Origin of the sequence: Streptomyces sp. NPDC051136 (genome assembly GCF_044455745.1) — a bacterium.
GTDB lineage: Bacteria > Actinomycetota > Actinomycetes > Streptomycetales > Streptomycetaceae > Streptomyces.
Window position 1 is genome coordinate 390,657 of record NZ_JBITFE010000002.1, and the last position, 24,064, is coordinate 414,720.

The 24,064-nt window shown below is 73.3% G+C and carries 21 protein-coding genes; 5 read left to right on the forward strand and 16 right to left on the reverse strand.

Going from position 1 to position 24,064, the window contains the following annotated elements; all coding sequences use genetic code 11:
• Positions 1-3: 3 nt before the first annotated feature.
• The 11 genes from ACIBCJ_RS07335 to ACIBCJ_RS07385 form a co-directional block, all read right to left on the reverse strand.
• Positions 4-2,709: a tetratricopeptide repeat protein gene (locus ACIBCJ_RS07335; RefSeq protein WP_365979085.1), complete on the reverse strand. Its 2,706-nt coding sequence runs from the start codon at positions 2,707-2,709 to the stop codon at positions 4-6.
• A gap of 51 nt (positions 2,710-2,760) precedes the next feature.
• Positions 2,761-4,089, reverse strand: coding sequence for a hypothetical protein (locus ACIBCJ_RS07340; protein ID WP_362095097.1), 1,329 nt, complete (start codon positions 4,087-4,089; stop codon positions 2,761-2,763).
• A gap of 103 nt (positions 4,090-4,192) precedes the next feature.
• On the reverse strand, positions 4,193-5,239 hold the full coding sequence (locus tag ACIBCJ_RS07345; protein WP_365979277.1) for a glutamate ABC transporter substrate-binding protein: 1,047 nt from the start codon (positions 5,237-5,239) through the stop codon (positions 4,193-4,195).
• Positions 5,240-5,313: 74 nt separating this feature from the next.
• Positions 5,314-6,729 (reverse strand): hypothetical protein, encoded by a 1,416-nt coding sequence (locus tag ACIBCJ_RS07350; RefSeq protein WP_365979086.1) that lies wholly within the window; start codon positions 6,727-6,729, stop codon positions 5,314-5,316.
• A 330-nt stretch (positions 6,730-7,059) separates the two neighbouring features.
• Positions 7,060-8,031, reverse strand: coding sequence for a BadF/BadG/BcrA/BcrD ATPase family protein (locus ACIBCJ_RS07355; protein WP_362095102.1), 972 nt, complete (start codon positions 8,029-8,031; stop codon positions 7,060-7,062).
• Positions 8,022-9,287 carry a 6-phospho-beta-glucosidase gene (locus tag ACIBCJ_RS07360; RefSeq protein WP_365979087.1) on the reverse strand — a complete coding sequence of 422 codons (1,266 nt, stop codon included), beginning with the start codon at positions 9,285-9,287 and terminating at the stop codon, positions 8,022-8,024. Before ACIBCJ_RS07360 ends, ACIBCJ_RS07355 begins: the two co-directional genes overlap by 10 nt.
• 7 nt (positions 9,288-9,294) lie before the next feature.
• The gene (locus tag ACIBCJ_RS07365) at positions 9,295-10,185 is read right to left on the reverse strand and encodes a carbohydrate ABC transporter permease (RefSeq protein WP_365979088.1); all 891 of its coding nucleotides are present in this window, start codon (positions 10,183-10,185) and stop codon (positions 9,295-9,297) included.
• Positions 10,182-11,150: a sugar ABC transporter permease gene (locus ACIBCJ_RS07370; RefSeq protein WP_365979278.1), complete on the reverse strand. Its 969-nt coding sequence runs from the start codon at positions 11,148-11,150 to the stop codon at positions 10,182-10,184. The genes ACIBCJ_RS07365 and ACIBCJ_RS07370 overlap by 4 nt, the downstream gene beginning before the upstream one ends.
• A gap of 29 nt (positions 11,151-11,179) precedes the next feature.
• Complete coding sequence (locus tag ACIBCJ_RS07375) at positions 11,180-12,526, reverse strand: ABC transporter substrate-binding protein (RefSeq protein ID WP_365979089.1); 1,347 nt, start codon at positions 12,524-12,526, stop codon at positions 11,180-11,182.
• A gap of 72 nt (positions 12,527-12,598) precedes the next feature.
• Entirely contained in the window at positions 12,599-13,816 is a 1,218-nt protein-coding gene (locus ACIBCJ_RS07380; protein ID WP_365979090.1) for an ROK family transcriptional regulator, read from the reverse strand.
• 218 nt (positions 13,817-14,034) lie between these two features.
• A complete protein-coding gene (locus ACIBCJ_RS07385; protein WP_362095583.1) occupies positions 14,035-15,198 on the reverse strand; it encodes a mechanosensitive ion channel family protein in 1,164 nt (387 codons plus the stop codon).
• A 256-nt stretch (positions 15,199-15,454) separates the two neighbouring features.
• Here ACIBCJ_RS07385 and ACIBCJ_RS07390 point away from each other — a divergent pair, with 256 nt between their 5' ends.
• A complete protein-coding gene (locus ACIBCJ_RS07390; RefSeq protein WP_061444733.1) occupies positions 15,455-15,991 on the forward strand; it encodes an HNH endonuclease in 537 nt (178 codons plus the stop codon).
• Between the two features lie 18 nt (positions 15,992-16,009).
• Here ACIBCJ_RS07390 and ACIBCJ_RS07395 read toward each other — a convergent pair whose 3' ends face one another.
• The 4 genes from ACIBCJ_RS07395 to ACIBCJ_RS07410 all read right to left on the reverse strand — a co-directional run bounded on the left by ACIBCJ_RS07395 (position 16,010) and on the right by ACIBCJ_RS07410 (position 19,097).
• Positions 16,010-16,753: an ATP-binding cassette domain-containing protein gene (locus ACIBCJ_RS07395; protein WP_365979091.1), complete on the reverse strand. Its 744-nt coding sequence runs from the start codon at positions 16,751-16,753 to the stop codon at positions 16,010-16,012.
• The gene (locus ACIBCJ_RS07400) at positions 16,750-17,328 is read right to left on the reverse strand and encodes a hypothetical protein (protein ID WP_362504013.1); all 579 of its coding nucleotides are present in this window, start codon (positions 17,326-17,328) and stop codon (positions 16,750-16,752) included. The genes ACIBCJ_RS07395 and ACIBCJ_RS07400 overlap by 4 nt, the downstream gene beginning before the upstream one ends.
• Positions 17,325-18,317, reverse strand: a complete 993-nt coding sequence (locus tag ACIBCJ_RS07405; RefSeq protein ID WP_365979092.1) for a hypothetical protein — start codon at positions 18,315-18,317, stop codon at positions 17,325-17,327. The genes ACIBCJ_RS07400 and ACIBCJ_RS07405 overlap by 4 nt, the downstream gene beginning before the upstream one ends.
• Positions 18,318-18,674: 357 nt before the next feature.
• Positions 18,675-19,097: a hypothetical protein gene (locus ACIBCJ_RS07410; protein ID WP_133885688.1), complete on the reverse strand. Its 423-nt coding sequence runs from the start codon at positions 19,095-19,097 to the stop codon at positions 18,675-18,677.
• A 441-nt stretch (positions 19,098-19,538) separates the two neighbouring features.
• Here ACIBCJ_RS07410 and ACIBCJ_RS07415 point away from each other — a divergent pair, with 441 nt between their 5' ends.
• From ACIBCJ_RS07415 to ACIBCJ_RS07425, 3 genes are all read left to right on the forward strand, one after another.
• Positions 19,539-19,838, forward strand: coding sequence for a hypothetical protein (locus tag ACIBCJ_RS07415; RefSeq protein ID WP_133885689.1), 300 nt, complete (start codon positions 19,539-19,541; stop codon positions 19,836-19,838).
• Between the two features lie 9 nt (positions 19,839-19,847).
• Complete coding sequence (malQ, locus tag ACIBCJ_RS07420) at positions 19,848-21,959, forward strand: 4-alpha-glucanotransferase (RefSeq protein WP_365979093.1); 2,112 nt, start codon at positions 19,848-19,850, stop codon at positions 21,957-21,959.
• Positions 21,960-22,044: 85 nt separating this feature from the next.
• Positions 22,045-22,332: a hypothetical protein gene (locus ACIBCJ_RS07425; RefSeq protein ID WP_365979094.1), complete on the forward strand. Its 288-nt coding sequence runs from the start codon at positions 22,045-22,047 to the stop codon at positions 22,330-22,332.
• A 115-nt stretch (positions 22,333-22,447) separates the two neighbouring features.
• On the opposite strand, the gene ACIBCJ_RS07430 is transcribed toward ACIBCJ_RS07425, so the two are convergent.
• Positions 22,448-22,948, reverse strand: coding sequence for a MarR family transcriptional regulator (locus ACIBCJ_RS07430; RefSeq protein ID WP_365979095.1), 501 nt, complete (start codon positions 22,946-22,948; stop codon positions 22,448-22,450).
• Positions 22,949-23,071: 123 nt separating this feature from the next.
• On the opposite strand from ACIBCJ_RS07430, the gene ACIBCJ_RS07435 reads away from it, so the two are divergent.
• Positions 23,072-24,055, forward strand: coding sequence for an EamA family transporter (locus tag ACIBCJ_RS07435; RefSeq protein ID WP_365979096.1), 984 nt, complete (start codon positions 23,072-23,074; stop codon positions 24,053-24,055).
• Positions 24,056-24,064: the final 9 nt, after the last annotated feature.

The window sequence follows — 24,064 nt, forward strand, 5'->3', positions numbered from 1 at the left end:
CAACTACACCCACGTCCGGGGGCGGTAACGATTGGCACGTTCCACCAGGTCGATCCTCTCCTCGCCGCCCCGCGCCAGCCGAGCCAGCGTGCGGTACGAACGCTCCAGGCCGAAACGCAGACCGCGTTCGTCCAGGCCGCTGCCGAGCAGCGTCCGTCCCCCGGCGGCGGGAGGGACGGAACCCCGACCTCCGGAGAGTACCCAGTCCAGCGCACAACCGAGGACCTCGACCGACAGCTGCTCGCGGCGCGCCGGATCCAGACCGTACACGTCCAGCGCCTCGACCTGCCGCGCGGCGGCGATCAGATCGTCCAGGAAGGCCAGGTCGCCCGCGGCCGCGGTGCGCTGCCGCAGCCGCGCCCGCACGGCCGCCACCCGCGCGCCGGTGCAGTGCACGGACGACTCGGGCACCGACTCCAACGTCCGTACGGCACCGGCCCGGTCGTCGCCCGCCAGCTGCACCCGGGCGAGACCGAACGCCGCGCTGACGTGGCTCGGGTCGGAGGACCACACCAGCCGGTAGTACTCGGCGGCGTTGTCGAGCTGCCCCAGCACCTCCGCGCACAGCCCGAGCGCCAGCTTCGGCGCGATCTCGCCGGGGAAGGCGTCGTAGACCGCGTCGAAGGCCAGCGCCGCGTCCTCGTGGGCGCCGGTCACCAGCGCGGCCAGGCCGCGGTACCAGACCACCCGCCAGTCGTCGGGGCGTTCGTCCTCCAGGGCCTGGAGGGTCTCCAGCGCGCCGGACGCGTCGCCGCTCTCCAGCCGGGCCCTGATCTGCCGCAGCCGCGTCTCGGCCGACGGCGCCGGCGCGGCGGCCAGCGCGGTCAGCAGCTCGCCCGGCGCGGAAGCCATCAGACCCGCCAGGAAGCCCGCGTTGGGGTCACCCGCGTCCACCCGGGGCACCGGCAGCGCGAGCGAGGCGACGGGCGCGTCGGCCGCCTTGACCAGGCCGGACGCCACGCCCGGGACACCGCCGACCGCGCTCACGGCACCGGGCAGCGACGCGCTCGCCCCGCCCGGCGCAGCCGTCGTCGTCACCGTCGGCGCGCCCGTCGGCCCGGCGCCTGCACCGACCGGCGGGACGTGCGCGACGGTTCCGCCCGGCGCGCCCACGGCAGGACCGGTCCCGCCCGGCAGCGCGGGCGCGGGATCCGCCCCGCCCGGCGGTGCCGCGGCCGGGCCGCGCCCGCGCCCTCCCGTACGGACGGTCCTGGCCCCCAGGCGCGACACCTCGCCGTCGAGCCGCGGGAACAACTCCGTGTCCGTCACCCGCAGCTCGGGCCCGAACAGCGTGGAGACGGCGGGTCTGGCGCGGCCCGTCTGGAGCGAGACCACCTCGCGCAGCACGCCCGTCAGCTGCTCCGCCATCTCCTGCGCGGTGGCGAACCTGCGGGCCGGGTCCGGGTCGGTCGCGCGCACCAGCAGCCGGTAGAAGGACTCGTACCGCCGGAAGACGTCGATGTTGTCGGGGTCCGGCAGGGAGTCCGCGAAGACGGTGGTGTAGCCCTGGAAGTCGAAGGTCAGCACGGCGAGGGTCCGCCCGACCGTGTACAGGTCGGACGCCACCGACGGGCCGACGTCGGCGACCTCCGGGGCCTGGTAGCCCACCGTGCCGTAGATGGCCGACTCCTCGTCGTCCATGCGGCGGACCGCGCCCATGTCTATGAGCTTGAGCTGGTCCTCGGTCTGGATGGCGTTGTCGACCTTGAAGTCGCAGTACAGCAGCTTGCGGCTGTGCAGGTGGCCGAGCGCCTCCAGCGCCTCGATGCCGTACGCGCAGGCCTGCTCGACCGGCAGCGGGTCGCGGCGGCCCTGCGGGGAACGCCGGGCGTTGGCGATCTCCTTGAGGGACTTGCCGCCGACGTACTCCATGACGATGTAGCCGTCGAGGGAGCCGGTGCGCTGGTCGAGGTGCTCGACGAAGTTGTAGATCCGCACGATGTTGGCGTGCTCGATCTCGGCGAGGAAGCGCCGTTCGGAGATCGCCGCCGCCATCGCGTCCTGGTCGCCCGTGTCCAGCAGGCCCTTGAGGACCACCCAGCGGTCGGCCACCGCCTTGTCGACGGCGAGGTAGATCCAGCCGAGCCCGCCGTGCGCGAGACATCCCGCCACCTCGTACTGGCCGTGCACCACGTCGCCGGCGCTCAGCTTGGGCACGAAGGAGTACGGGTGGCCGCACTTGGTGCAGAAGCCCTCCGTGCGGCCCGGGGTCGCACCGCGTGACCGCCCGACCGGCGCCCCGCAGTCCGAACGCGAGCAGAACCGCTTGCGCTCGGGCACCTCGGGACGGTCCATGACCATCACGCGCGGGTCGGGCCGCGGCACCGCGGGCACCTCGACGAGACCGGCGCCCAGGCGCCCGCGCCCGGTGGAACCGGCGGCGGAGCCGGAGCTGCGCACCGACACCGAACGCCCCGTGGAGCGCCCCGACACCGCCCGCGAGAGCCGGCCCGACACCGAGCGCCGGGACTTCGACGAGCGCGAGGAGTGCGACGACGTACGGGAGCCGCGTGCGCTGCCGCTGCCCGACGAACCGCGCGAGCCGCGGCCCCCGCCCCCGGTGACACCGGTCGGCGCGGAACCCAGCGCGCCGCCCGCCGCGACGACCGGCGCGAGACCGCACGTGTCGCAGTACAGCTCGCCGCCGCCCATGTCCTCGTAGGTCCCGCCGCAGCCGGGACGCTGGCACGTCCGCCCTGCCTCACTCATGGCGCTGCCTCCCCCTTCTCGCTCCCGCGCCGGTTTCCGCCCGGTGACCGCTCATGCGCCGGGCCCCGTCCGGTCCACCGGTCCGCCCTGGCCGGGCACGCGCGGCGCGGAGCCGCCGAGCAGTTCGGCCGCCGCGTGCTGGTAGCGCAGCACGGCCTGTTCGGCGACGCGCAGGTCGCACGGCGCGCTCCACAGCATGCGGCGCGCCCTCTCGTACTTCTCGGCCAGCTCCGGGTCCTCCGCGTACCCCAGCCGGGCCATCTTCGCCTTGTACGCGTCGAGCCGGCCGCGCAGCTCGGCACGGACCGCAAGCGGCGCGGTGACCGCCGTCAACGACTCGCGGGCCCGCAGAAGTTCGTCCTCGGCCTTCTCCTCCAGGGACTCCAGGAGCGGCGACAGACGATGCCACTGGGCGTGCCTGCGGTACTCGGCGGCCGCCGCCAGCTGCTCCTGCAGCACGATCGGCGGCCCGCCCACCACCGGGACCTCCGTCGCGGCGATCTTCGCCAGCACCTCGCCGCGCGCGGTGCGCGCCTCGGCGAGCGTGCGGTCCGCGCGCGAGAGCACGTCCCGCAGCCGCACGATCCGCTGTTCGGCGTCCTGGCGCACGGCCAGCACCGCGTCGATCTCCCGGCGCACCTCCTCCAGGGCGCGCGCCTCCCGGTCGTACACCGTCGTGTCGGGGCGGCCGCCGCCCGGCGCCGAACTGCCCTGCGCGGGCACCCAGAAGGCCAGCGGGTCGGACACCACCTGCTCGCGCAGCCTGGTCAGGGTGCGGGTGATCCGCTCCAGGTCGTCGCCGGACGGGTGCTCGCCGGGGCGCACCCCCACGGAGTGCGCGAGCTTGCGGGTGCGCCGGAGCTCGGCGGCGAGTAAATCGATCCGGGCGGGCAGCGCCGACCACACCGCGTCGGCGGCGACCACCAGGTCGAGGGAGGAGGCGTAGAGCTGGTTCATCCGGTCCACCAGCGCGGCCAGCGTGTACCGCTCGCTGAGCCGTCCGGGGCCGCCGTCCGGGCCGGGCGCGCCGGGGGCGGCGCCGGGCATCGTGACCGCCTCGCCGCGCAGCAGCTCCGTCAGCTCCACCAGGTCCTCGCGGCTGGACCAGCGGCGCCGGGACCGGGTCTCCCGGGCGGTGCGCAGCGCACCCGCGTACGCGTCGAAGCAGGACCACAGCAGCGTGATCGACGCCTCCGCCGCGGCCCAGCGCTCGGCGGTGACACCGGTCAGCTCGGCGCCCTCCAGGAGTCTGCGGCCCGCGTGGTCCTGGAGGGCGAGCAGCGAGGTCTCGATCGCCTCGTGCTCCGCGCCGAGCCGCGCCAGCGCACGGTCCACCTCGTCCCGGTCCATCACCGGCCCGGTGGGTCCCGTGTCGCCCATCGATCACCTCTCGCCGTCGCGGACCCGCGTGTGCGTCGCCCGTGTTCGTTCTTCCTGCGCCTACGTCTACGCCTGCGCCTTCGACTGCGGCCGCCGCCTCCGGTCAGCTCTCGCGCAGGTACTGCGGGGTCGGCGGCAGCGACTTCGCCGGGTCGTCCATGGTCTCCGACAGCCACGTCCGGTAGGAGTGCTGCCATCCGTCGGCCTTGTCCGCGCGCCACTGTTCGAGGACCCGGTTGACCCGGCGTACCAGATCGTCGGCGTCCTTCTTCATCGCCACGCCGTAGTACTCGGTGGTGAAGGCGTCGCCCTTCAGCTCGACCGTCGGGTCCTGCGCGGCCTGGCTGGCGGCGAGGGCGCCGTCGGTGACCACCGCGTCGACCTCACCGAGCTGGAGCCTCACCAGGCAGTCCAGTTGGTTGGGCACGGTGGTGCGCAGGTCGACGCCCTCGGCGGGCCTGCCCGCCGCCCGGTCCTGCTCCAGCGTGCTCAGCGCCGTCGAACCCGCCGCCGTGCAGACCTTCTTGCCGGCCAGTGTGCCGTCGTACCCCGTGATCTTCGAGGACTTGGGCGCCAGCACCTGCTGGCCGGTGCGGAAGTAGGGGGCGGAGAACGCGACGTCCTCCAGCCGGTCGCAGTTGATGGTCATCGTGCGGACCACCATGTCGACCCGGCCGTCCTGGACGGCGGGCACGCGCTGGTCGGTGGGGATCGCCTTGAACTGCACGGCGTCCTCGTCGCCGAGGACGTCCTTCGCGATCCGGTGGGCCAGGTCGATGTCGAAGCCCTCCAGCTCGGCGTCGCCGCCGCTGTTCGGATCGCGGTAGCCCCAGCGGAAGCTGTTCTGGTCGACGCCGACGACCAGCTTGCGCTTCTCGCCCTCGCGGGAGCGGATCGCGTCGATGGTGGGCCCGCCGTCCCCGGACGGGGCGAGCGTCTGCTTCTCCGGGTCCGCGCACTCCCGCGCGGCCCGCGCCTGGCTGCCGCGCGCGACGCCGTCGGTCCCGTCCGTGCCGCCGGCGGCGCCTCCGCCGTGCGGGTGGACCGCCGGCAGGAGCAGGGCCGCCAGCACCGCGAGGACGCAGGCGAGGGCCATCGCCCCCACGCCGCCCCAGCCCTTCAGAGCGGTCCGCAACCGTCCCGCACGCATCCTCACGCCCCCTTCCACGGGTACCGCCCGCCCGGGCGCCCCTTCCGGCGGGCCCGCCCGGCCCGCGCCCCGCCTCACCGGTACTCCGACAGCCTGCGGCCGATGCCGATCAGCGCGCCGGCCGCGCCCAGCACGGCCAGCAGGCCGGCGCCCTGCGGCAGGTAGCCCATCGCGTCCAGGCCGTCGCCCGCCGCCCGCTCGAACTCCGCGTTCTCGTGGTCGAGCGCGGTGGCGAGTGCCGCGTCGACGCCGTCGAAGCACTCGACCGTGGCGCCGTCACCGCCGATCACCAGGTCCAGCGCCTGCTGGTAGTTGCCGTTCTCGTCCTGCTCGCGGGCCGAGGTGTGCCGCTTCTTCCACTCCGTCATGTTGCCGTTCGCCGTGTCGACCGGCCGCTCGCCGGCCGCGTCGTCGGCGAGCCGCCCCGCCTTGCCCAGCGCCGCGGAGAGGGCGTCCATGTTCCTGCCGAAGGCCAGGTCGTAGGAGTCGTACGTGGTGCCGTCCACCTTGGTGGTCTCCGCGCCGCGCGAGACCAGCGTCAGGTTCTCGTTGCCCCGGGCCTTGAGGGAGGCGATGCGGGCCTCGTGCAGCGCGTTGAGGGAACGCACGCCGTGCTCGTAGGAGTCGGTCAGGTTCGACCGCGCGACGCCGTGGCCGACGACCAGCCAGAGCAGCACGATCGCGGAGGCGGCGGTCGCGGCGACCAGGCCGTGGTTCAGGACCCGGTTGGTGCGCCGGTAGTTGCGGTGCTGGGCCCAGGCCAGCGCGGCGAGCAGGACGACACCGAGGGCGATCGCCGCCCAGGGGTAGGGCTTGGCGTCCCCGTAGTCGGCGCTCAGCCGCTGGTTCTCCTTCGTGTAGAGGTCCTCCGCCGCCGGGAGCATCTCCTGCTGCATCTTCTCGTTGGCGTAGCGCAGGTAGGCGCCGCCGACCGGGAAACCCTGCCGGTTGTAGGTGCGGGCGCGCTCCACCAGGCCCTTGTACTCGGGCAGCAGACGGTTCAGCTCGGCGATGGTGTCCGCCGCGGGGGACCTCGGCTCGGAGTTGGCGGCGGCCGTCACGAGTCCCTCGGCGGCCGCGCGGATCCCGTTGTCGTAGCGGGTGCGGGAGTCCTCCGTCTCCTGGCCGCCGGCCAGGAAGCCGCTGGAGGCCGCGGTGTTGGCCTCGGCGAGGGAGCGGTAGATGCCGGCCGCGGCGGAGCTGAGCGGCTGGCTGCGGGTCAGCACGTCGTCGGCCGCCCCGGCCCGCTCGCTCGTCTGCCAGGCGGTGACCGCGCCGAAGGCGATCACCAGCACCGCGAGCAGCGCGCCGATGATGCGCAGCCTTCCCGGCTCGGTGACCGCGGCCGCGCGCAGCCGGTCCACGCCCTCGGCGAAGGCGGTACGACGCCGGTCCGGCGGAGGCGGAGGCGGGGGAGCGGCGGGCGCGCCGGCCGGCCGCTGCCGCGGCACGGGACCGGAACGCGGCGGCACGGCGGGCGGGGCGGGCACGCCCGGACCCGGCGGCGGTGCCGCGCCGCCCCTCGTCGGTCGAGTCACTGCTGACCCCCCCTGGTCATCCGTCGCCGCAAGTATCGCTGGCCCCGCCGGCTTCCGCACCGGCCTTCACCCGATCTTGATGTGTCACCGGTGCAACGCACCACCCCTGCCCATGAATACGCCACCGGAACCGGTTCGGTTCCCCCTGCCGGTCCCCGGTCGCCCTGCCGGTTCCCGGTCGCCGGCACGGCGGCGGCGAGCAGGTGAGGCGGGCGCAGCCGGTGACGCGGGCGATACGCGGGCGACGCGGGCGCCACCGGTGGCTCAGGCGGCTCAGGCGGCTCAGGCGGTGAAGTGCTCCCTGGCCCGCTCACCGGCCCCGGGAGCCGCGCCCACGTGGTCGAGCCCGAGCAGCACCGCGCCCAGCACGGGCGGGGCCGTCACCACCCGGGGCACCGCCTTGGGGGCGCGGGCCGCCAGCAGCTCCCGTATCCGGTCGTCGAGCTGTGCGTGCCGGGCCGCCAGCACGCTGCCGCCCAGCAGGACCGGCACCGGCTCGGCCAGCAGACCGAGGCGGGTCAGCGCGACCGTGGCCATGGCCACCACCTCGTCGGCCTGCCGGTCCACCACGGCCCGCGCGAGCGGGTCGCCACCGGCCGCCGTGGCGAACAGCACCGGGGTCAGCTCGTGCCGCCGCACGGGCTCGATCCGCCGCAGGTGCAGGGCTTCGACCAGGGCGTACATCGAGCCGAGGCCGAAGTGCGCCGGCAGGGTCCGGGCCAGCTCCGTCGGTCCGCCGCGGCCGTCCTCGGCGCGCGCGGCGTGCCACAGCGCCTCCTCGGCCAGTCCCCAACCGCCGCCCCAGTCACCGGAGATGCGGCCGATGGCCGGGAAGCGGGCGGTGCGGCCGTCGGGGTGCATGCCGACGCAGTTGACGCCGGCCCCGCACACGACGGCGACGCCCAGGGGCTCGCGGACACCGGCCCGCAGGACGGCGAACGTGTCGTTGCGGACCTCGACGCCCGCTCCCCACCCCCGCGCGCGCAGGGCGGCGGCCAGTTGCTCCTCCTCCACGGGCAGGTCGGCGTTGGCCAGGCACGCCGACACGTGCTCGACGGAGGCGACCCCGGCCGCCGCGAAGGCCCGTGCCACCGCGTCCGCCAGGGTGTCCACGGCCCGCTCGACACCCACGGCGGGCGGCCGGAAGGCCCCGCCGCGGGCGGTCGCGAGCACCTCCCCGTCGGCCGCCACCACGGCCACGTCGGTCTTGCTGTTGCCCGCGTCGACGGCGAGGACACTCGCGGTCAGGCCCACGCCAGGTGCTCCCGGTTGTGCGCGATCAGCCGGTCGGTGAGCTGCTCGGCGTACGCGTACTGGCCGACGAGGGGATGGGCGAGCAGCGCCCGGAAGACACGGTCCCGGCCGCCGCGCAGGGCCGCGTCCAGGGCCAGGTCCTCGTACGCCGTGACGTTCGCCATCAGACCGGCGTACAGCGGGTCCACGGGTGCCACCGGCAGCGGGGCGGCACCCTCGCCGCCCACCGCGGCCGGCACCTCGATCACCGCGTCGTCGGGCAGGAAGGGCAGCGTGCCCCGGTTGTACGTGTTCACCACCTGGTGGGGAGAGCCCGCGCCGCCGAGCAGGGCGGCGGCGAGGTCCACGGCGGCCTCCGAGTAGAAGGCTCCGCCGCGCCTGGCGAGCAGGGCGGGCTTCTCGTCCAGGGCCGGGTCGCCGTACATGGCCAGTAGCTCCCGCTCCATCGCGGCCACCTCGGCGGCCCGGGACGGCTTGGTGCGCAGCTCGTCCACGACCTCGTCGTGCGCGTAGTAGTAGCGCAGGTAGTAGGAGGGGACGACGCCGAGGCGGTCCAGCAGGGGGAGGGGCAGGCGCAGGTCGGCGGCGACGGCGTCCCCGTGCTCGGCCAGCAGCCGCGGCAGGACGTCCTCGCCCTCGGGCCCGCCGAGCCGGACGCCGGTCTCCCAGGTGAGGTGGTTGAGGCCGACGTGGTCCAGGTGGACGTCGGCCGGCGCCACCCCGAGCAGGGCGGCGAACTTGCGCTGGAGGCCGATCGCCACGTTGCACAGCCCGACCGCCCGGTGCCCGGCCTTCAGCAGGGCGCGGGTGACGATGCCGACCGGGTTGGTGAAGTCGATGATCCAGGCGTCCGGGTTGGCCCGGCGCACCCGCTCGGCGATGTCCAGCACCACCGGCACCGTGCGCAGCGCCTTGGCCAGCCCGCCCGCACCGGTCGTCTCCTGCCCGACGCAGCCGCACTCCAGCGGCCAGGTCTCGTCCTGCTGCCTGGCGGCCTGACCGCCGACGCGCAGCTGGAGCAGGACGGCGTCGGCGCCGTCGACGGCCGCGTCCAGATCGGAGGTGGTGACCACGCGGCCACCGTGCCCCTGCTTGGCGAAGATGCGCCGGGCGAGGCCGCCCACCAGCTCCAGCCGGTCCGCCGCCGGATCGACGAGAACCAGCTCCTCCACCGGCAGGGTCTCCCGCAACCGGGCGAAGCCGTCGATCAGTTCGGGCGTGTAGGTCGAACCGCCGCCGACCACGGTGAGTTTCATGCAGTCATCAACCCTTTACTCCGGTCAGTGTGACGCCTTCGACGAACGCCTTCTGCGCGAAGAAGAACACGAGGATCACGGGGGCCATGACCAGCACGGTCGCGGCCATGGTGAGGTTCCAGTCGGTGTGGTGGGCGCCCTTGAAGGACTCCAGGCCGTAGGAGAGCGTCCAGGCGCCCGGGTTCTCCGAGGCGTAGATCTGCGGGCCGAAGTAGTCGTTCCAGGCGTAGAAGAACTGGAAGAGGGCCACCGCGGCGATGCCCGGCTTCGCCATCGGCAGGACGACCTTCAGCAGGGTGCGCAGCTCCCCGCAGCCGTCGACCTTCGCCGCGTCCAGGTACTCGTCGGGGACGGTCAGCAGGAACTGGCGCAGCAGGAAGACGGAGAAGGCGTCGCCGAAGGCCATCGGGACGATCAGCGGCCACAGCGTGCCGGACAGGTCCAGCTGCTTGGCCCAGAACAGGTACATCGGGATGACGATCACCTGCGGGGGCAGCATCATCATCGAGATCACCAGCATCAGCGACAGGTGCCGCCCCCGGAAGCGGAACTTGGCCAGCGCGTACGCCACCGGGACCGACGAGGCCACGGTCAGCACGGTGCCGAGCCCCGCGTACAGCAGTGTGTTCCTCCACCAGGTGAGGAAGCCGGGGGTGTCCAGCACGGTGCGGTAGTTGCCCCACTCCCAGGTGTGCGGCCACAGGTCACGGGTGAGGGCCTGCTGGTCGCTCATCAGCGAGGTGAGCACCACGAACACGAATGGCAGCGTGAAGAAGAGCGCGGCGGCCACGCCCAGGGCGTGGACGGCGATCCAGTGCAGCAGGGCGCGTCGGCGGGCGGTGCGCTCCCCGGCCGGCGGGGCGCCGGCCGGCACGGGCCGGTCCAGTACCCGGGTCATCGGTCACCTGCCTGGATCAGACCGCCCCGGCGGCGCATCAGCAGCGCCGTGAACGCCATGGCCAGCGCGAACAGCACGAGTGCGACCACGCAGGCGGAGCCGTAGTCGAAGCGCTGGAAGCCGAGGTTGTAGACGAGCTGGGGGAGGGTGAGGGTCGACTTGTCGGGATAGCCGGGTTCGAAGGACTGACCGGAGCCGCCGATGATCCCGGAGGCGACCTTCCCGGCGACCAGCGGCTGCGTGTAGTACTGCATGGTCTGGATCACGCCCGTGACCACGGCGAACAGCACGATCGGCGAGATGTTCGGCAGCGTCACGAACCGGAACCGCTGCCAGGCCGACGCCCCGTCCAGCTCGGCGGCCTCGTACTGCTCCTTCGGTACGTCGAGCAGCGCGGCCATGAAGATGACTATGAGGTCGCCCACGCCCCACACCGCGAGCGCCGTCAGTGCGGGCTTGGACCAGGCGGCGTCCGTGAACCAGCCGGGCGCCGGCACGCCGAGCCCTTCCAGGACCGAGTTCACCGGACCCGTACCGGGGTTGAGGAGGAAGACGAAGGCCAGCGTGGCGGCGACGGGCGGGGCGAGGTAGGGCAGGTAGAAGAGGGTGCGGAAGACCCCCGCGCCCGTCCTGATCCGCGTGATGAGCAGCCCGACGCCGAGCCCGAACACCACCCGGCAGGTCACCATCACCAGGACCAGCCACAGGGTGTTGCGCAGTGCGGGCCAGAACAGGGGGTAGTCCTGGAAGACGTACGCCCAGTTGTCCAGGCCCCGGAACTCCGGGACGCCGAAGCCGTCGTACTTCATCAGCGAGAAGTAGACGGTGGACACCAGGGGATAGGCGAAGAAGACGCCGAACCCGACGAGCCACGGCGACATGAAGGCCGCCGTGCGCAGCGCCGAGCGCCGGCGCTTCGCGCGCAGGGTGTTCGCGGTCCTGGACGCGGCCACGGACGTGGTCATGGACGAGGTCATGGACGTGGTCATGTCCGCTACTTCGTCTGCTCGATGTCGCGGTCGATCTGCGCGGCGGTCTTCTCCAGGCCCGCCTTCAGATCCTTCACCTTGCCCGACTCGTACCGGTAGCCGAAGTCCTGGAGGGTCAGCTGGTAGGTGGCGCCGTTGACGGAGGCGGGCGGGGAGTTCGACCCGGGGTGCTGGGCGATGTCCAGGAAGGTCTTGAACTCCGGATCGGTCTTCAGGTCGGGCGACTTGAGGGCGGGGAAGGTCGAGGGCACGTTGCGGATGGCGTTGGCGAAGGCGACGACGGCCTCGGTGTCGGTCGTCATGTACTTCACCAGCTCCCAGGCGGCGTTCTGCTTCTTGCTCCGCGGGGCGATGCCCATGACGGTGCCGGACAGGAAGCCCTTGCCGTACTCGGCCACCTCGTCGTCGGCGACGGGCATCGGCGCGGTGCCGATCTCGAAGCCGACGCCCGCGTCCTCCGCCATGCCGAGCCGCCACTCGCCGTCCAGCTGCATGGCGACCTGGCCGGTCTGGAAGGGGTGCTTGGCACCCCACTCGTCGCCGAAGGTGTTGCGGTACCTCTCCAGCCTCTCGAAGCCGCCGAGGTCGTCGACGAGCTTCTTCTGGTAGGTGAACATCTCGGCGAACGCCGGGTCCTTCGCGACGGCGGACCTGCCGTCCTCGTCGAAGTAGGCGTGGTCCCACTGGGACATGTAGTGGTCGACGACCGTCTCGTAGCCGTGGTAGTTCGGCATGAAGCCGAGCTGCTCGTACCCGTCGCCCTTGGTCTTCGTCAGCTTCTTCGCCACCTGGGCGAATTCGGACCAGGTCTTCGGCGGGGCCTTGATCCCGGCCGCCTCGAAGGCGTCCTTGTCGTAGTAGAGGCCGTAGGCGTCGCCGAGCAGGGGCAGTGCGCAGCGCGTGCCCTCGAACTGGGTGTAGTCCAGCATGGGCTTCGGGATGAGCGCGTCCAGGTCGAGCTTCGACTTCTCGACGAACGGCTTCAGGTCGAGGAAGGCGCCCGAGGAGCAGAACTTGCCGATGTTGGAGGTGGTGAACGAGGACACCACGTCGGGACCGTTCGAACCGCCCGCGCGCAGCGCCTGGTTGAGCTTGTCGTCGTTGATGTTGCCGACGACCTTCACCGTGATGTTGGGGTGCGCCTTCTCGAAGCGGTCCACGTTCGCCTGGACGGCCTTCACCTCGGCGGGCGCGCTCCAGCCGTGCCAGAAGGTGATGGTCGTCTCCGCGTTCGGGTCGTCGGAGGCGCCGTCCGCCGAGGAGTCCGCCTGGCCGGTGCAGGCGGTGGCGAGCAGGGCGAGGGAGGCGGAGACGGCGACCGCGAGGGCCGCTTTCCTGGATATTCCGGGCATGGCGAAGCTCCCAGGGGCAGGGCGGGACAGGGACGGGTGGCGCGGGGGTGGAACCGGTGGGGTGGCGCGGGGTCAGCGCGAGGTGTCGAAGACCTCGTCGCGGGTGGTCGCGAGCGCGCTCTCCAGTGCGCCGCGCAGGACGGGGTGGCCGGTCACGTCACTCACGGCGAGCCGGGGTCGGGAGGCGGCCAGTTCCTCCAGCTCGTCGCGGACCAGGTCGCGCAGCGGCTCGCCGCCGGCGGTGAGCGAGGTACCGCTCAGCACCACCAGCTCGGGGTCGAGCACCGAGACGAGGGAGGCGAGGCCGGTGGCCAGGCGGGTGGCGTAGGTCTGCAGCAGCCGGCGGTGCGGGGCGTCGTCGGGGCCGGCCTGCGCGGCGCGGGCGACCAGGGCCGCGGCGACCTCGGTGTACGGCCCCGAGGGCACGTCGGGTACGCCCAGCTCACGGGCCAGTCCCGCCAGCGCCTGGGAGCCTGCCAGCTCCTGGAAGCCGCCGCTGCCGGTCCGGCTGACCTTGCGGACCAGCGGCGCGCCCGGCACCGGCAGGAACCCGACCTCGCCGGCGCCGCCGGTCCAGCCGCGGTGCAGCCGCCCGCCGAGGACCAGGGCGGCGCCCAGGCCCTCCTGGTTCCACAGCAGCACGAAGTCCTCGTGGCCGCGGGCCGCACCGAGGCGCTGTTCGGCCACGGCGGCCAGGTTCACGTCGTTCTCGTACTCGACCGGCATCGGCAGGGCGGCGGCGACCTCGTCGAGCAGGGCCGGGGAGTGCCAGCCGGGCAGGTGGGAGGCGTAACGCAGCCGTCCGGTGCCCGGGTCGAAGGCGCCCGGCGTGCCGATGACGAGGCGGCGGACGTCGTCGCGGGCGAGTCCGGCGGCCTTCACCGCGCCGTCGAGGGCGTCGGTGACCTGCTGGACGACGGGGGTGGCGGGGCGCCGGCCCGGGGTGGGCAGCTCGTACCGGCCGACGGTGCGCCCGGTGACGTCGGCGACCGCGGCCAGCACGCGGTCCGGGGTGACGTCGAGGCCGGCGGCGTACGCGGCGGCGGGGTTCACCTCGTAGAGCTGGGCGCCGGGCCCGGGGCGCCCCTCGGTCGTCCCCCCGGCCAGGACCAGTCCCGCCGCCTCCAGCCGGGCCAGCAGCTGCGAGGCGGTGGGCTTCGACAGGCCGGTCAGCTTGCCGATCCGGGTCCGGGACAGCGGGCCGTGCTCCAGCAGCAGGTCGAGGGCGGCCCGGTCGTTCATGGCGCGCAGGACGCGCGGGGTGCCCGGCGTACCGGCGGTTCCTGCCATGCGTGTCCACACCTGCCTCTCGACCGCTCAGCTTTTCAGGGGGCGGTGGGGGAAGTCCACCGCGGGGATCACGGGAGACGTCCCCGGCCGACGTCCGGAGAGCGTCTGTTAGGAAAGTTTCCTGTTGGACGGAGAACGTAGGCCCGCCCGCGAGCAGCCGTCAAGAGACCGCCCCCGGGACGACGGTGGTCGTCCCGGGGGCGGGGTGGCCGGGCCCGTTACTTGCTGGTGCTCGGCGGCGGGATCGGAGAGGCCGCCACGGACTGCGGCGACACGGTGTTCGCGTACGCCGACGGCGCCGCGACGCCCGCCGCCGGATCGGCGGCGGCCGGGGCTCCCTCCAGCGGGACGGTGGCACCGCCGACGATGGCGATGCCGGCCCCGTCGAAGGCCCGCTTGATGCGCCAGCGCAGCTCGCGCTCGACGGTCAGGGCCTTCCCGGGCATGGTCTTGGCGGAGACCCGCACCACCATCGAGTCGAGCAGGACGGAGTCCAGGCCCAGGGTCTCGATCGGCCCCCAGAGCATCTCGTTCCAGGGCTCTTCCTTGCTCATCCGCTCACCGACCGCGGTGAGCGCCTCCTGCACCTTGTCCAGGTCCTCGTCGGAGCGGACGGTCACGTCGACGCCTGCCGTGGACCAGCCCTGGGAGAGGTTGCCGATGCGCTTGACCTCGCCGTTGCGCACGTACCAGATCTCGCCGTCGGCGCCGCGCAGCTTGGTCACCCGCAGTCCGACCTCGATGACCTCGCCGGAGGCCACGCCCGCGTCGATGCTGTCGCCGACGCCGTACTGGTCCTCCAGGATCATGAAGACGCCGGACAGGAAGTCGGTGACCAGGTTGCGGGCACCGAAGCCGATCGCGACACCGGCGACACCGGCGGAGGCCAGCAGCGGGGCCAGGTTGATCTGGAAGGTGCCCAGCACCATCAGGGCCGCGGTGCCCAGGATGAGGAAGCTGGCCACCGAGCGCAGCACGGAGCCGATGGCCTCCGACCGCTGACGGCGCCGCTCGGCGTTGACCAGCAGCCCGCTCAGGGCGGTACCGCCGGACGTCCCGGTCCTGCGGTTCATCCGGTCTATGAGCTTGGTGATCGCCCGGCGCACCACCGCGCGCAGCACGACCGCTATCGCCACGATCAGCAGCACCCGCAGCCCGATCGCGAGCCACGTCGACCAGTTCTCCTCGACCCAGCCCGCGGCGTTCGTCGCGCTCTCGTGGGCCTCGCGCAGCGAGGGCACGGTCGGGGCGGTCGGGGTCGGGGTCGGTGACGGGGAGGGGGACGAACCGGCGGCCAGTAGGACGGCGGCGGACAGGGACACGGCGGAAACCTCCAGGTGCGGCGGCCCGTCCTGCGCGGTCCGGTCCGAGGTCCGGTCCAAGGTCACGGAAAGGTCACCGGACGGGCAGAAGCACCACACTAACGGGGCACCGGACGCGGTCCGGCCCGAAAAGGGCGGGGGAGACACTGCTCACCCACGCCTGAACTGGTCACGCCCGCGGCCACGGGTGCCGTGTGGTCGAAAACACTTCCAGCCCGTTACCGGCACATGGTGGCGCTACGACCAGGCATGAGGGGAGACTGAACCAGATCGTCCCGGCGCGAGCCACGCGCCGCCGACGCCCAAGGAGGCACCCGTGCCGCATGTCCTGGTCCTCAACGCGTCGTACGAGCCACTCGGCGTCGTACCGCTCCGCCGCGCGCTCGTCCTCGTCCTGGAGAACAAGGCCGTGTGCCTCGAGGAGTCCGGCGCCTACCTGCACAGCGCGACCGTCACCGTGCCCGCACCCAGCGTGGTCCGGCTGAAGCGGTTCGTACGGGTGCCCTACCGGGGTCCCGTCCCGCTCACCCGCCGTGCCCTGTTCGCCCGCGACGGAGGCCGCTGCATGTACTGCGGCGCCGTGGCCACCAGCGTCGACCACGTGATCCCGCGCAGTCGCGGGGGCCTGCACGCGTGGGACAACGTGGTGGCGTCCTGCCGCCGCTGCAACCACGTCAAGGCCGACCGCCACCTGGTCGAGCTCGGCTGGCGGCTGCGCCACAAACCGGCCCCGCCGACCGGACTGGCCTGGCGCATCATCGGCACCGGCCACCGGGACCCGCGCTGGCTGCCGTACCTGCAGCCGTACGGCGCGGAGGACGCCATGGCCCGGATCGACGGCATTTCCGCCTGACGTCCGGGCCTTCGCACGTCAGGCGGCCACTCCGCGGTCGCGCAGCAGCGCGGTGTACGCCGCCTCCGCCGCGCGCCCTTCCACGGTCCCCGGCGGGGTGTGCGTCAGGAAGCTGTCGGTGTCGCCGTGGTGCAGGACGCTGCCGCCGTACATGACCGTCACGTGGTCGGCCTCCTCGGCGAGGTCCGCCACGTCGTGGGTGGACAGCAGGACGCGCACGTCGGCGGTGAGCGTGCGCAGGATGTCCCGGAAGACCCGGCGCTGGTAGGGGTCCATACCGGCGGTGGGCTCGTCGAGGAGCAGGACCCGCGCGTTGTGCACCAGGGCGCCCGCGACACCGACCCGCCGCAGCTGACCGCCGGAGAGCCGGCTCGTGCGGGTGCCCGCCTGGTCGGCCAGGTTCACCCGGCCGAGCGCCCGGCGGGCCTGCTGCCAGGCCTCGGCGCGGTTCATGCCCTTGAGCCAGCCGATGTAGGCGACGTACTCGCGCGCGGTCAGGGTGGGCATGGGCACGATGTCCTGCGGCATCCACGCCACCGCCTGCCGGTAGGAGGCGGTGCCGGCCGGACCGCCGTCCAGCGTCACCCGTCCCCGCTGCGGCCGGTTCACCGAGGCCGCCAGCTTCAGCAGGGTGGACTTGCCGGCGCCGTTGGGGCCGAGCAGGACGGTGAGGCCGTCCGGCAGGGCGTACGAGAAGTCCCGCAGCACGGGCTGCTTCCAGCGCCGGTAGCCGTAGGTGCAGTTGCTGAGTTCGAGTGTCACGCTGTCTTCCTCGACGAACGGATCTGGGCGGCTAGGCCGATGGCGAGCACAAGCACGGAGGCGCCCGCCGCGAACAGGTTGTCCGCGGGGAGCGCCACGACGGTCCACAGGTGCGGGACGTTCCCGCGGAACCCGACGACCACGACGGTGACCAGCCACCCCACCGGGATCATCACCGCGGACTGGCCGGTCCACGCCCGTCCGAGCAGCATCAGCCCGGTCAGGAAGGCCGCGTTGCGCCCGCCGGCCACGGCCCCGCTGCTGCCCTCGGCGACGGCCACCAGGGCGCTGCACAGCACCGCGGCGCCGACGACCGCGAGCACGAGCAGGTTGTCGAGCCGGGTCAGCGAGCGCACCCCGGAGACCTCGGCCGCGGGCAACCGGGACTCGAGCGCCGCCATCAGACAGGCGAACAGGGGGACGGGGACGAACATCGACAGCGCCACCCGGGGGGCGCCGGTGATGGAGGGCAGCAGCACCGTGGTGCCCTGCACCGCGTAGAGCGCGGCGGCGAAGACCAGGAGCGCGAGGGGGAGCAGCTGGTGTCCCCGGCGGGCCCTGAACCACCACCTCACGAGGTCTTCGCCTGACAGCTGTCGAGCATCCGCCCGATCCACCGGGACTGTTCCGCCGCCGGCTGCGCCAGCACCTTGTCGACCTCGGTCCGCACCTGCTTCTCCAGCTCCGTCGCCAAGAGGTCCCGGCCCTCCTGCTTCCGCCGCTCGCGGTACGCGTCCTCCTGGTCCGTCTTGACGGCCGCCCACAGCCAGGCCGCGTGCGCGTCGCGCGCGGGGACCTGCTCGCAGCGGAAGTGCAGGGAGCGTATGACGATGCGGTACGTGGCGTCGCCGCTGCCCACCGAACCGGCGAGGATCATGCGCCACTCGGTGTCCGTGGACGGCCTGTGCAGGCGCCCGTCGGCGTAGCTGTCGGTGATCAGCGCCGGCCTCGCCTCGGTCGCTCCGGCCTCGCGCAGCACGGCCAGTGCCTTCGCGGTCTCGCGCTGGACCTGCGGCAGGCCCCGCGCGTCGAACTCGGGGACGCACATGCGGGGCGCCTGGCCGGCACAGGCCATCGCGACGTTCCCGCTGGTCAGCGGCGGTGTGGCGGACCATCCCGACGCGGTGCGGTAGGCGCCCAGGACACCGGTCACGGCGAGCGCGGCCGCGACGACGGCCCGCACGGTCCGCGGGCCGAAGGGCAGCCAGAGCACCAGCAGACCCACGGCGACGCCCCCGGCCAGCAGCACCGGCACCGCCGCCGTGACCAGGTCCGGCACCTCGCCGTATCCGACGCTCCCGAACTGCCCGGAGACGTGGCGGGGCCAGTACGGCAGCACGGCACGGGTGAAGGCGACGGTGATCCAGTCGGCCACGGCCACGATCGGGGTGGCGATGACGCGGGGCACCCAGCAGCCGACGGCGAACCCGAGGACGGCGTGCGCGACGCACAGGACCAGCCCGGCGAGCGGCAGCCGCAGCCCGTCGAGCGTGGGCAGCGTCGCCGAGCGCGCCAGCGACACCGCCGCGGGCAGGAGCAGCACCAGCCAGGACAGCACGATCACGGGGGCGACGGCGTTGAAAGCGATGCGGTATCTCGAACGCGCCGGCGCCAGCGCCAGAACACGGGCGTTCCGCAGGCGTCCGCTTTCCCAGCAGGACAATGCGGCGGCCGTCGCGTAGGCCAACGCGTAAAGCGTTTTGAGGGGCTCCGCGACAATGCTCGGCGCGTAATTGTGGTAGCTGGAAAGGGGGGCCGTTTCGCCCACCAGATAATAAAGAAGAGTAAGGGCCAGGACGATCGGCCCGGCCCATCGGACGCTACCGCTGCGCAAGCTGGTGCTGAATTTCATGGTTTCTCACTGACCACGTTTCGGGCCGGGGCGGGGGCGCCCCGGACGGGGCGCCCCTTTCGAGCTGGATCAGCCGTCGGCCTTGGTGGTGTCGACGGTGACGCTGCGCACGCTCAGCTGCGGGCCGAAGGTGGAGCCGCCGATCTTCATGATCTTGAAGTAGTAGTTCCGCTTGCCGGACGGCAGGTCGGTCCACTCTCCGTTGCTGGTCCCGCCGTTGAAGCAGGCGGTGAACGTCTTGTTGTCGTACGACTCGTCCGGCTGCAGCGAGATGTCGTTCCATATCTGCACGTCGGTGCTCTTCGAGCCGTCCGTGGTGCAACCGGTGAACTGCACCTGCGAGTACAGCTCGTCCGACCAGCGGCGGGACTCGAAGGACGCGCTGGCGGCCGTGATCGAGCTGCTCCAGTTGGCCTCGGCGATCGGGGCCAGGGCGAGCGTGATCACGGCTGCCGAACCGGTCACCAAAGAAATACGGGCACTGCGCTTCATGATAACTATCCTCCCCTTTGGGGAATGGGTAGGTATATGTGAAGCGAAATGCATAGTGTTCCCCCCACCCCCCGTGAGCGCGGGGGCTGTTGCCCCGGCGACTGGAATCTAGCGCAGCGGTTACCGGCCGGGCAACTTCGAATTTCCTGCCGATGATTGGCTGCGGTTCGGGCCGCATGGATCGCCTTGGGCGTTTTTTGCCGGAGTGGATTTCGCGAAGGTCGGGGAATGTTCCGTTTGCCCCCGTGAAATGTTCCGTTTGACGCCCGCTCGCCCGAAAGTTCACCTGTGGTTCGCCCGTTCGGGTGAGCGGTGGGCGAGGAACGGCCACCCGGGCGACAATGTGACGAGGCGCACGTTGTCGGCCGTTCCATGTCTGCGTCGGCCCCGACTGGGTAGGGCTGCCATAACCCGACAACCGTCGCAACAAAGGAGACTCCCGTGGCTGCACTCCTCCTGCTCCCGGCCCCTTCCAAACCCGTGGCGGAGCCGTCCACCCCCTGGTCAGAGCCCTCCGCCGCCTCCGAGACCCCGCACTACTGCGTCTTCGGCGCCACCGGCAGCTGTGCCGAGACCCCGCTGACCAGCGAACCGCCGCTGCCCGACGCCGAGCCCCTCACCAGCGAGTCGCCGTTCGCCGACGCCGTACCGCTGACCAGCGAGTCCTCGCCCGAACTCACGGCCGACGTGCCGGAGCAGGGCGGCCCCTCCTTCGCCGTCCCGGAATCCACGAGGTCGTAGAGGAAGCAGATGCCCGCAGACCGGTCGGCCGAGCCCCCCGCCGAAGACCTTCCCGAGGATCTGACCAGGCTCGCCGCCCTGCACGGCGTCGCCACCTCCTACCGCCCCTCCCCGGACCGCACCGTCCCGGCCTCGGCCGCCGCCGTCACCCTCGCGCTGGCCGCCCTCGGCGTGGACGCGAGCACCCCCGCGGCCGTACGGACCTCCCTCACCGCCCGCGAGGACGAGCTGCGCGCGCGCCTGCTGCCGCCCACCGTCGTGAGCTGGGAAGGCGGTGCCACGCCGGCCGCGCTGGCCGCACTCCCGCCGGGCACCCGGCTGCGCGTGGACACCGAGCAGGGCGAGCGCCTCGACGGAGCCGGACCGCTCCCGCCGGGCGTCCACCGGCTGACCGCCACCGCGCCCGACGGCCGGAGCGCCGAGGCCCACCTGATCGTCGCGCCGGCCCGGCTGCCCGCCCCCGGCGTCCGCGCCCACGGGCTCCTCGTCCAGCTCTACTCCCTGCTGTCCCGCCGCTCCTGGGGCATGGGCGACCTCGGCGACCTCGGTGAGCTGGCCGGCTGGGCCGGACGGTCCCTCGGCGCCGGATTCGTGCAGGTCAACCCGCTGCACGCGGCGGTGCCCGGCGCGCCCACCGACCCCTCCCCCTACCGGCCCTCCTCGCGGCGCTTCCCCGATCCCGTGCACCTGCGGATCGAGGACGTGCCCGAGTACGCGTACGTCACCGACCCCGAGCGGGCCCGGGCCCTGCGGGAGCGGGCCGCGCGACTGCGCGCGGGCGTGCTGGAGAAGGGCGCCCTCATCGACCGGGACGCGGTGTGGGAGCTGAAGCGCGAGGCCCTGGAACTGCTGCACGAGGTCCCCCTCGGGCCCGGCCGCCGCGCCGCCTACTGCGACTACCTCGCCGAACAGGGCACCGCGCTGGAGGACCACGCGACCTGGTGCGCCCTCGCCGAGGTCCACGGCCCCGACTGGCACCGGTGGCCCGAGGGGCTGCGCGACCCGCGCTCGGCCGACACCGACCGCGCCCGCACCGAGCTGATGGACCGCGTCGACTTCCACGCGCGGCTCACCTGGCTCACCGACACCCAGCTGACCGCCGCGCAGCGCACCGCCCGCGAGGCGGGCATGCCGGTCGGAATCGTCCACGACCTGGCCGTCGGCGTGCACCCGCGCGGCGCCGACTCCTGGGCCCAGCAGCGGTACTACGCCGCCGGGATGTCGGTGGGCGCACCGCCGGACGCCTTCAACGCCCTCGGTCAGGACTGGGGCCTGCCGCCGTGGCGCCCCGACCGCCTGGCGGAGGGCGGGTACGCGCCGTTCCGGGCGCTGCTGCGCGGCCTCTTCCGCTACGCCGGAGCCCTGCGCGTGGACCACGTCATGGGCCTGTTCCGGCTCTGGTGGGTCCCCGAGGGACGCCCGCCCACCGAGGGCACCTACGTCCACTACGACGCCGAGGCGATGCTCGCCGTCCTCGTCCTGGAGGCCGGACGGGCCGGAGCCGTCGTGATAGGCGAGGACCTGGGCACCGTGGAGCCCGGCGTGCGCGAGGCGCTGCGCGAGCGCGGGGTGCTGGGCACGTCGGTGCTGTGGTTCGAGCGGGACTGGACCGGCGACGGCGGCCCCCTGCCGCCCGAGCGGTGGCGCGCCGACTGCCTGGCCACCGCCACCACCCACGACCTGCCGTCCACCGCCGCCCGTCTCACCGGCGAACACGTCGAACTCCGCCATCGGCTCGGCCTGCTGACCCGCCCGTTGGAGGAGGAGCGCGCCGAGGCGTCGGCGGACACCGCCGAGTGGCTGGAGGTCCTGGCCCGGCTCGGGCTGCTGCACGGCACCGGCGGGGACACCGGGACCCCGGCCGAGGAGGCGGAGATCCAGGCCGTGCACCGCTTCCTGCTGCGCACCCCCGCCCGGATGGTCGGCATCTGGCTCCCCGACGCCGTCGGCGACCGCCGGCCGCAGAACCTGCCGGGCACCTGGGACCAGTACCCGAACTGGCGACTGCCCGTCGCAGACGCCGAGGGGCGCCCGGTGACGCTGGAGGACCTGGCCGCCTCGCCGCGCCTGCACGCCCTGATCGACGTCGTACGGGAGCGCGGCGGCGCCCGGGACGGCTGAGCGGCGCGGCCGGGCCGCGCGCCCGCGGGCCCCGTACGGGCACCCCGGGCGCGCGGTCACCGGGACCGTTCGCTAACTTGGCACCGTGGACAAGAAGAACGCCCTGCGCGCCGGCGCCCTGGCAGCCGGTACGACGCTGATGATGCTGCTCATGTCGTCCCCCGCGCTCGCGCTGACCCGCGACGACGGCGACGACCCCGGCACCGGCCTGAGCGTCGTCGAGACGCTGGGCCTCTACGTCCTGGCCCCGATCGCGCTGTTCGCGATCATCGCGGGCCTGGTCATGGTCCTGGACCGGTCCCACCCGGACCACCGGGTGTCGACCCCCGGCTCGAAGCCGAAGGCCAAGGCCGAGGTCGGCGCGAAGGCCTGACCTCCCGCCCGGCCGTCCGCCCCAGCTCCACCGAGGGCGCCGCCCCCGCCGCACGTACGCGCACCCGCCGTACGTGGACGGGGACGGCGCCCTCGGGCGTTGGTGCGGGCCGGCGTTACTGCTCGGTACCGGCCAGCAGGTCCCGCAGCAGGTCGGCCAGCTGACCGGCCCGCTCCGGGTCGAGTGAGCCCAGTGCCTCGGTCTGGGCGTCCAGGCCCGCGCCGACCGCCTCGTCGATCAGCTCCAGCCCGCGCTCGGTGAGGGTGACCTGGAGTCCCCGGCGGTCGTGCGGGTCCGGGGAGCGGCGCACCAGGCCCGCCCGCTCCAGCTTGTCCAGCCGGCCGGTCATGCCGCCGGTGGTGAGCATCAGCGTGGCCGAGAGCTGCCGCGGCGAGAGCGTGTACGGCTCGCCGGAGCGGCGCAGGGTGGCCAGGGCGTCGAACTCACCGCGCGAGATGCCGAAGCGCGCGTACGCCTGCTCCATCTGGTCGCCCATCGCCCGCGCCAGCCGGAAGACCCGGCCGAACACCTCCATGGCCGCGGTGTCCAGGTCGGGCCGGACCGCCGCCCACTGGTCGATGATCGCGTCGACGGGGTCCCTGCGGGGTTCAGTCATGGGACGAGTATCGGCGCGATTCCACTCGGCCGCAAGAAAGTAGCTTGACGGAAACTTGCTTAGAAGTAAGCTACTTATTGCCGAGCTTCTGCTGGGCTTCTCCCGATCCCGAAGGGTGTCCCCATGGCCGCCACCCGTCCCACCGTCATCGCGCTCACCGCCCTCGCCCCCGTCTCCTGGGGCACCACCTACGCCGTGACCACCGAGTTCCTGCCGGCCGACCGGCCCCTGTTCACCGGGCTGATGCGCGCCCTGCCCGCCGGACTGCTGCTGCTCGCCCTCGCCCGGGTGCTGCCGCGCGGTGTCTGGTGGGGGAAGGCGGCGGTGCTGGGCGCGCTGAACATCGGCGCCTTCTTCCCGTTGCTGTTCCTCTCCGCCTACCGGATGCCCGGCGGGATGGCGGCCGTCGTCGGCTCGATCGGCCCGCTCCTCGTCGTCGCCCTCTCGGCCCTGCTGCTCGGGCAGCGGCCCACCACCCGGTCCGTGCTCACCGCGGTCGCCGCCGCGTTCGGCGTCAGTCTGGTGGTGCTGGAGGCGGCCGGCGGACTGGACGCGATCGGCGTCCTCGCGGCCGTCGCCGCCACCGCGTCCATGTCCCTGGGCACCGTGCTCACCAAGCGCTGGGGCCGCCCCGACGGCGTCGGACCGCTCGCCCTCACCGCCTGGCAGCTGACCGCGGGCGGCCTGCTCCTCGCGCCGGTCGCCCTCCTCGTCGAGGGGGCCCCGCCCGCCCTGGACGGTCCGGCGGTCGGCGGCTACCTCTACCTCGCGCTGGCCAACACGGCGTTGGCGTACTGGCTCTGGTTCCGCGGCATCGGCCGGCTCTCCGCCACCCAGGTCACCTTCCTCGGGCCGCTCTCGCCGCTGACCGCCGCCGTGATCGGCTGGGCGGTGCTGGGGGAGGCGCTCGGCCCGGTGCAGCTGGCGGGGATGGCGCTGGCGTTCGGGGCGACTCTCGCGGGGCAGGCGGCGGCGCGCCCGCGGGTGGTCGCGGTGGCCCCGGCCGCGCGGGCGCACGGTCGCCGTGAGGCCGCACCTTTCAGTTCTGCTTCACAGAACGGTCGTAAAGATTCGATGGACCTGACGGGTCAGGCACTGCGACGGTAGCCACGCCGA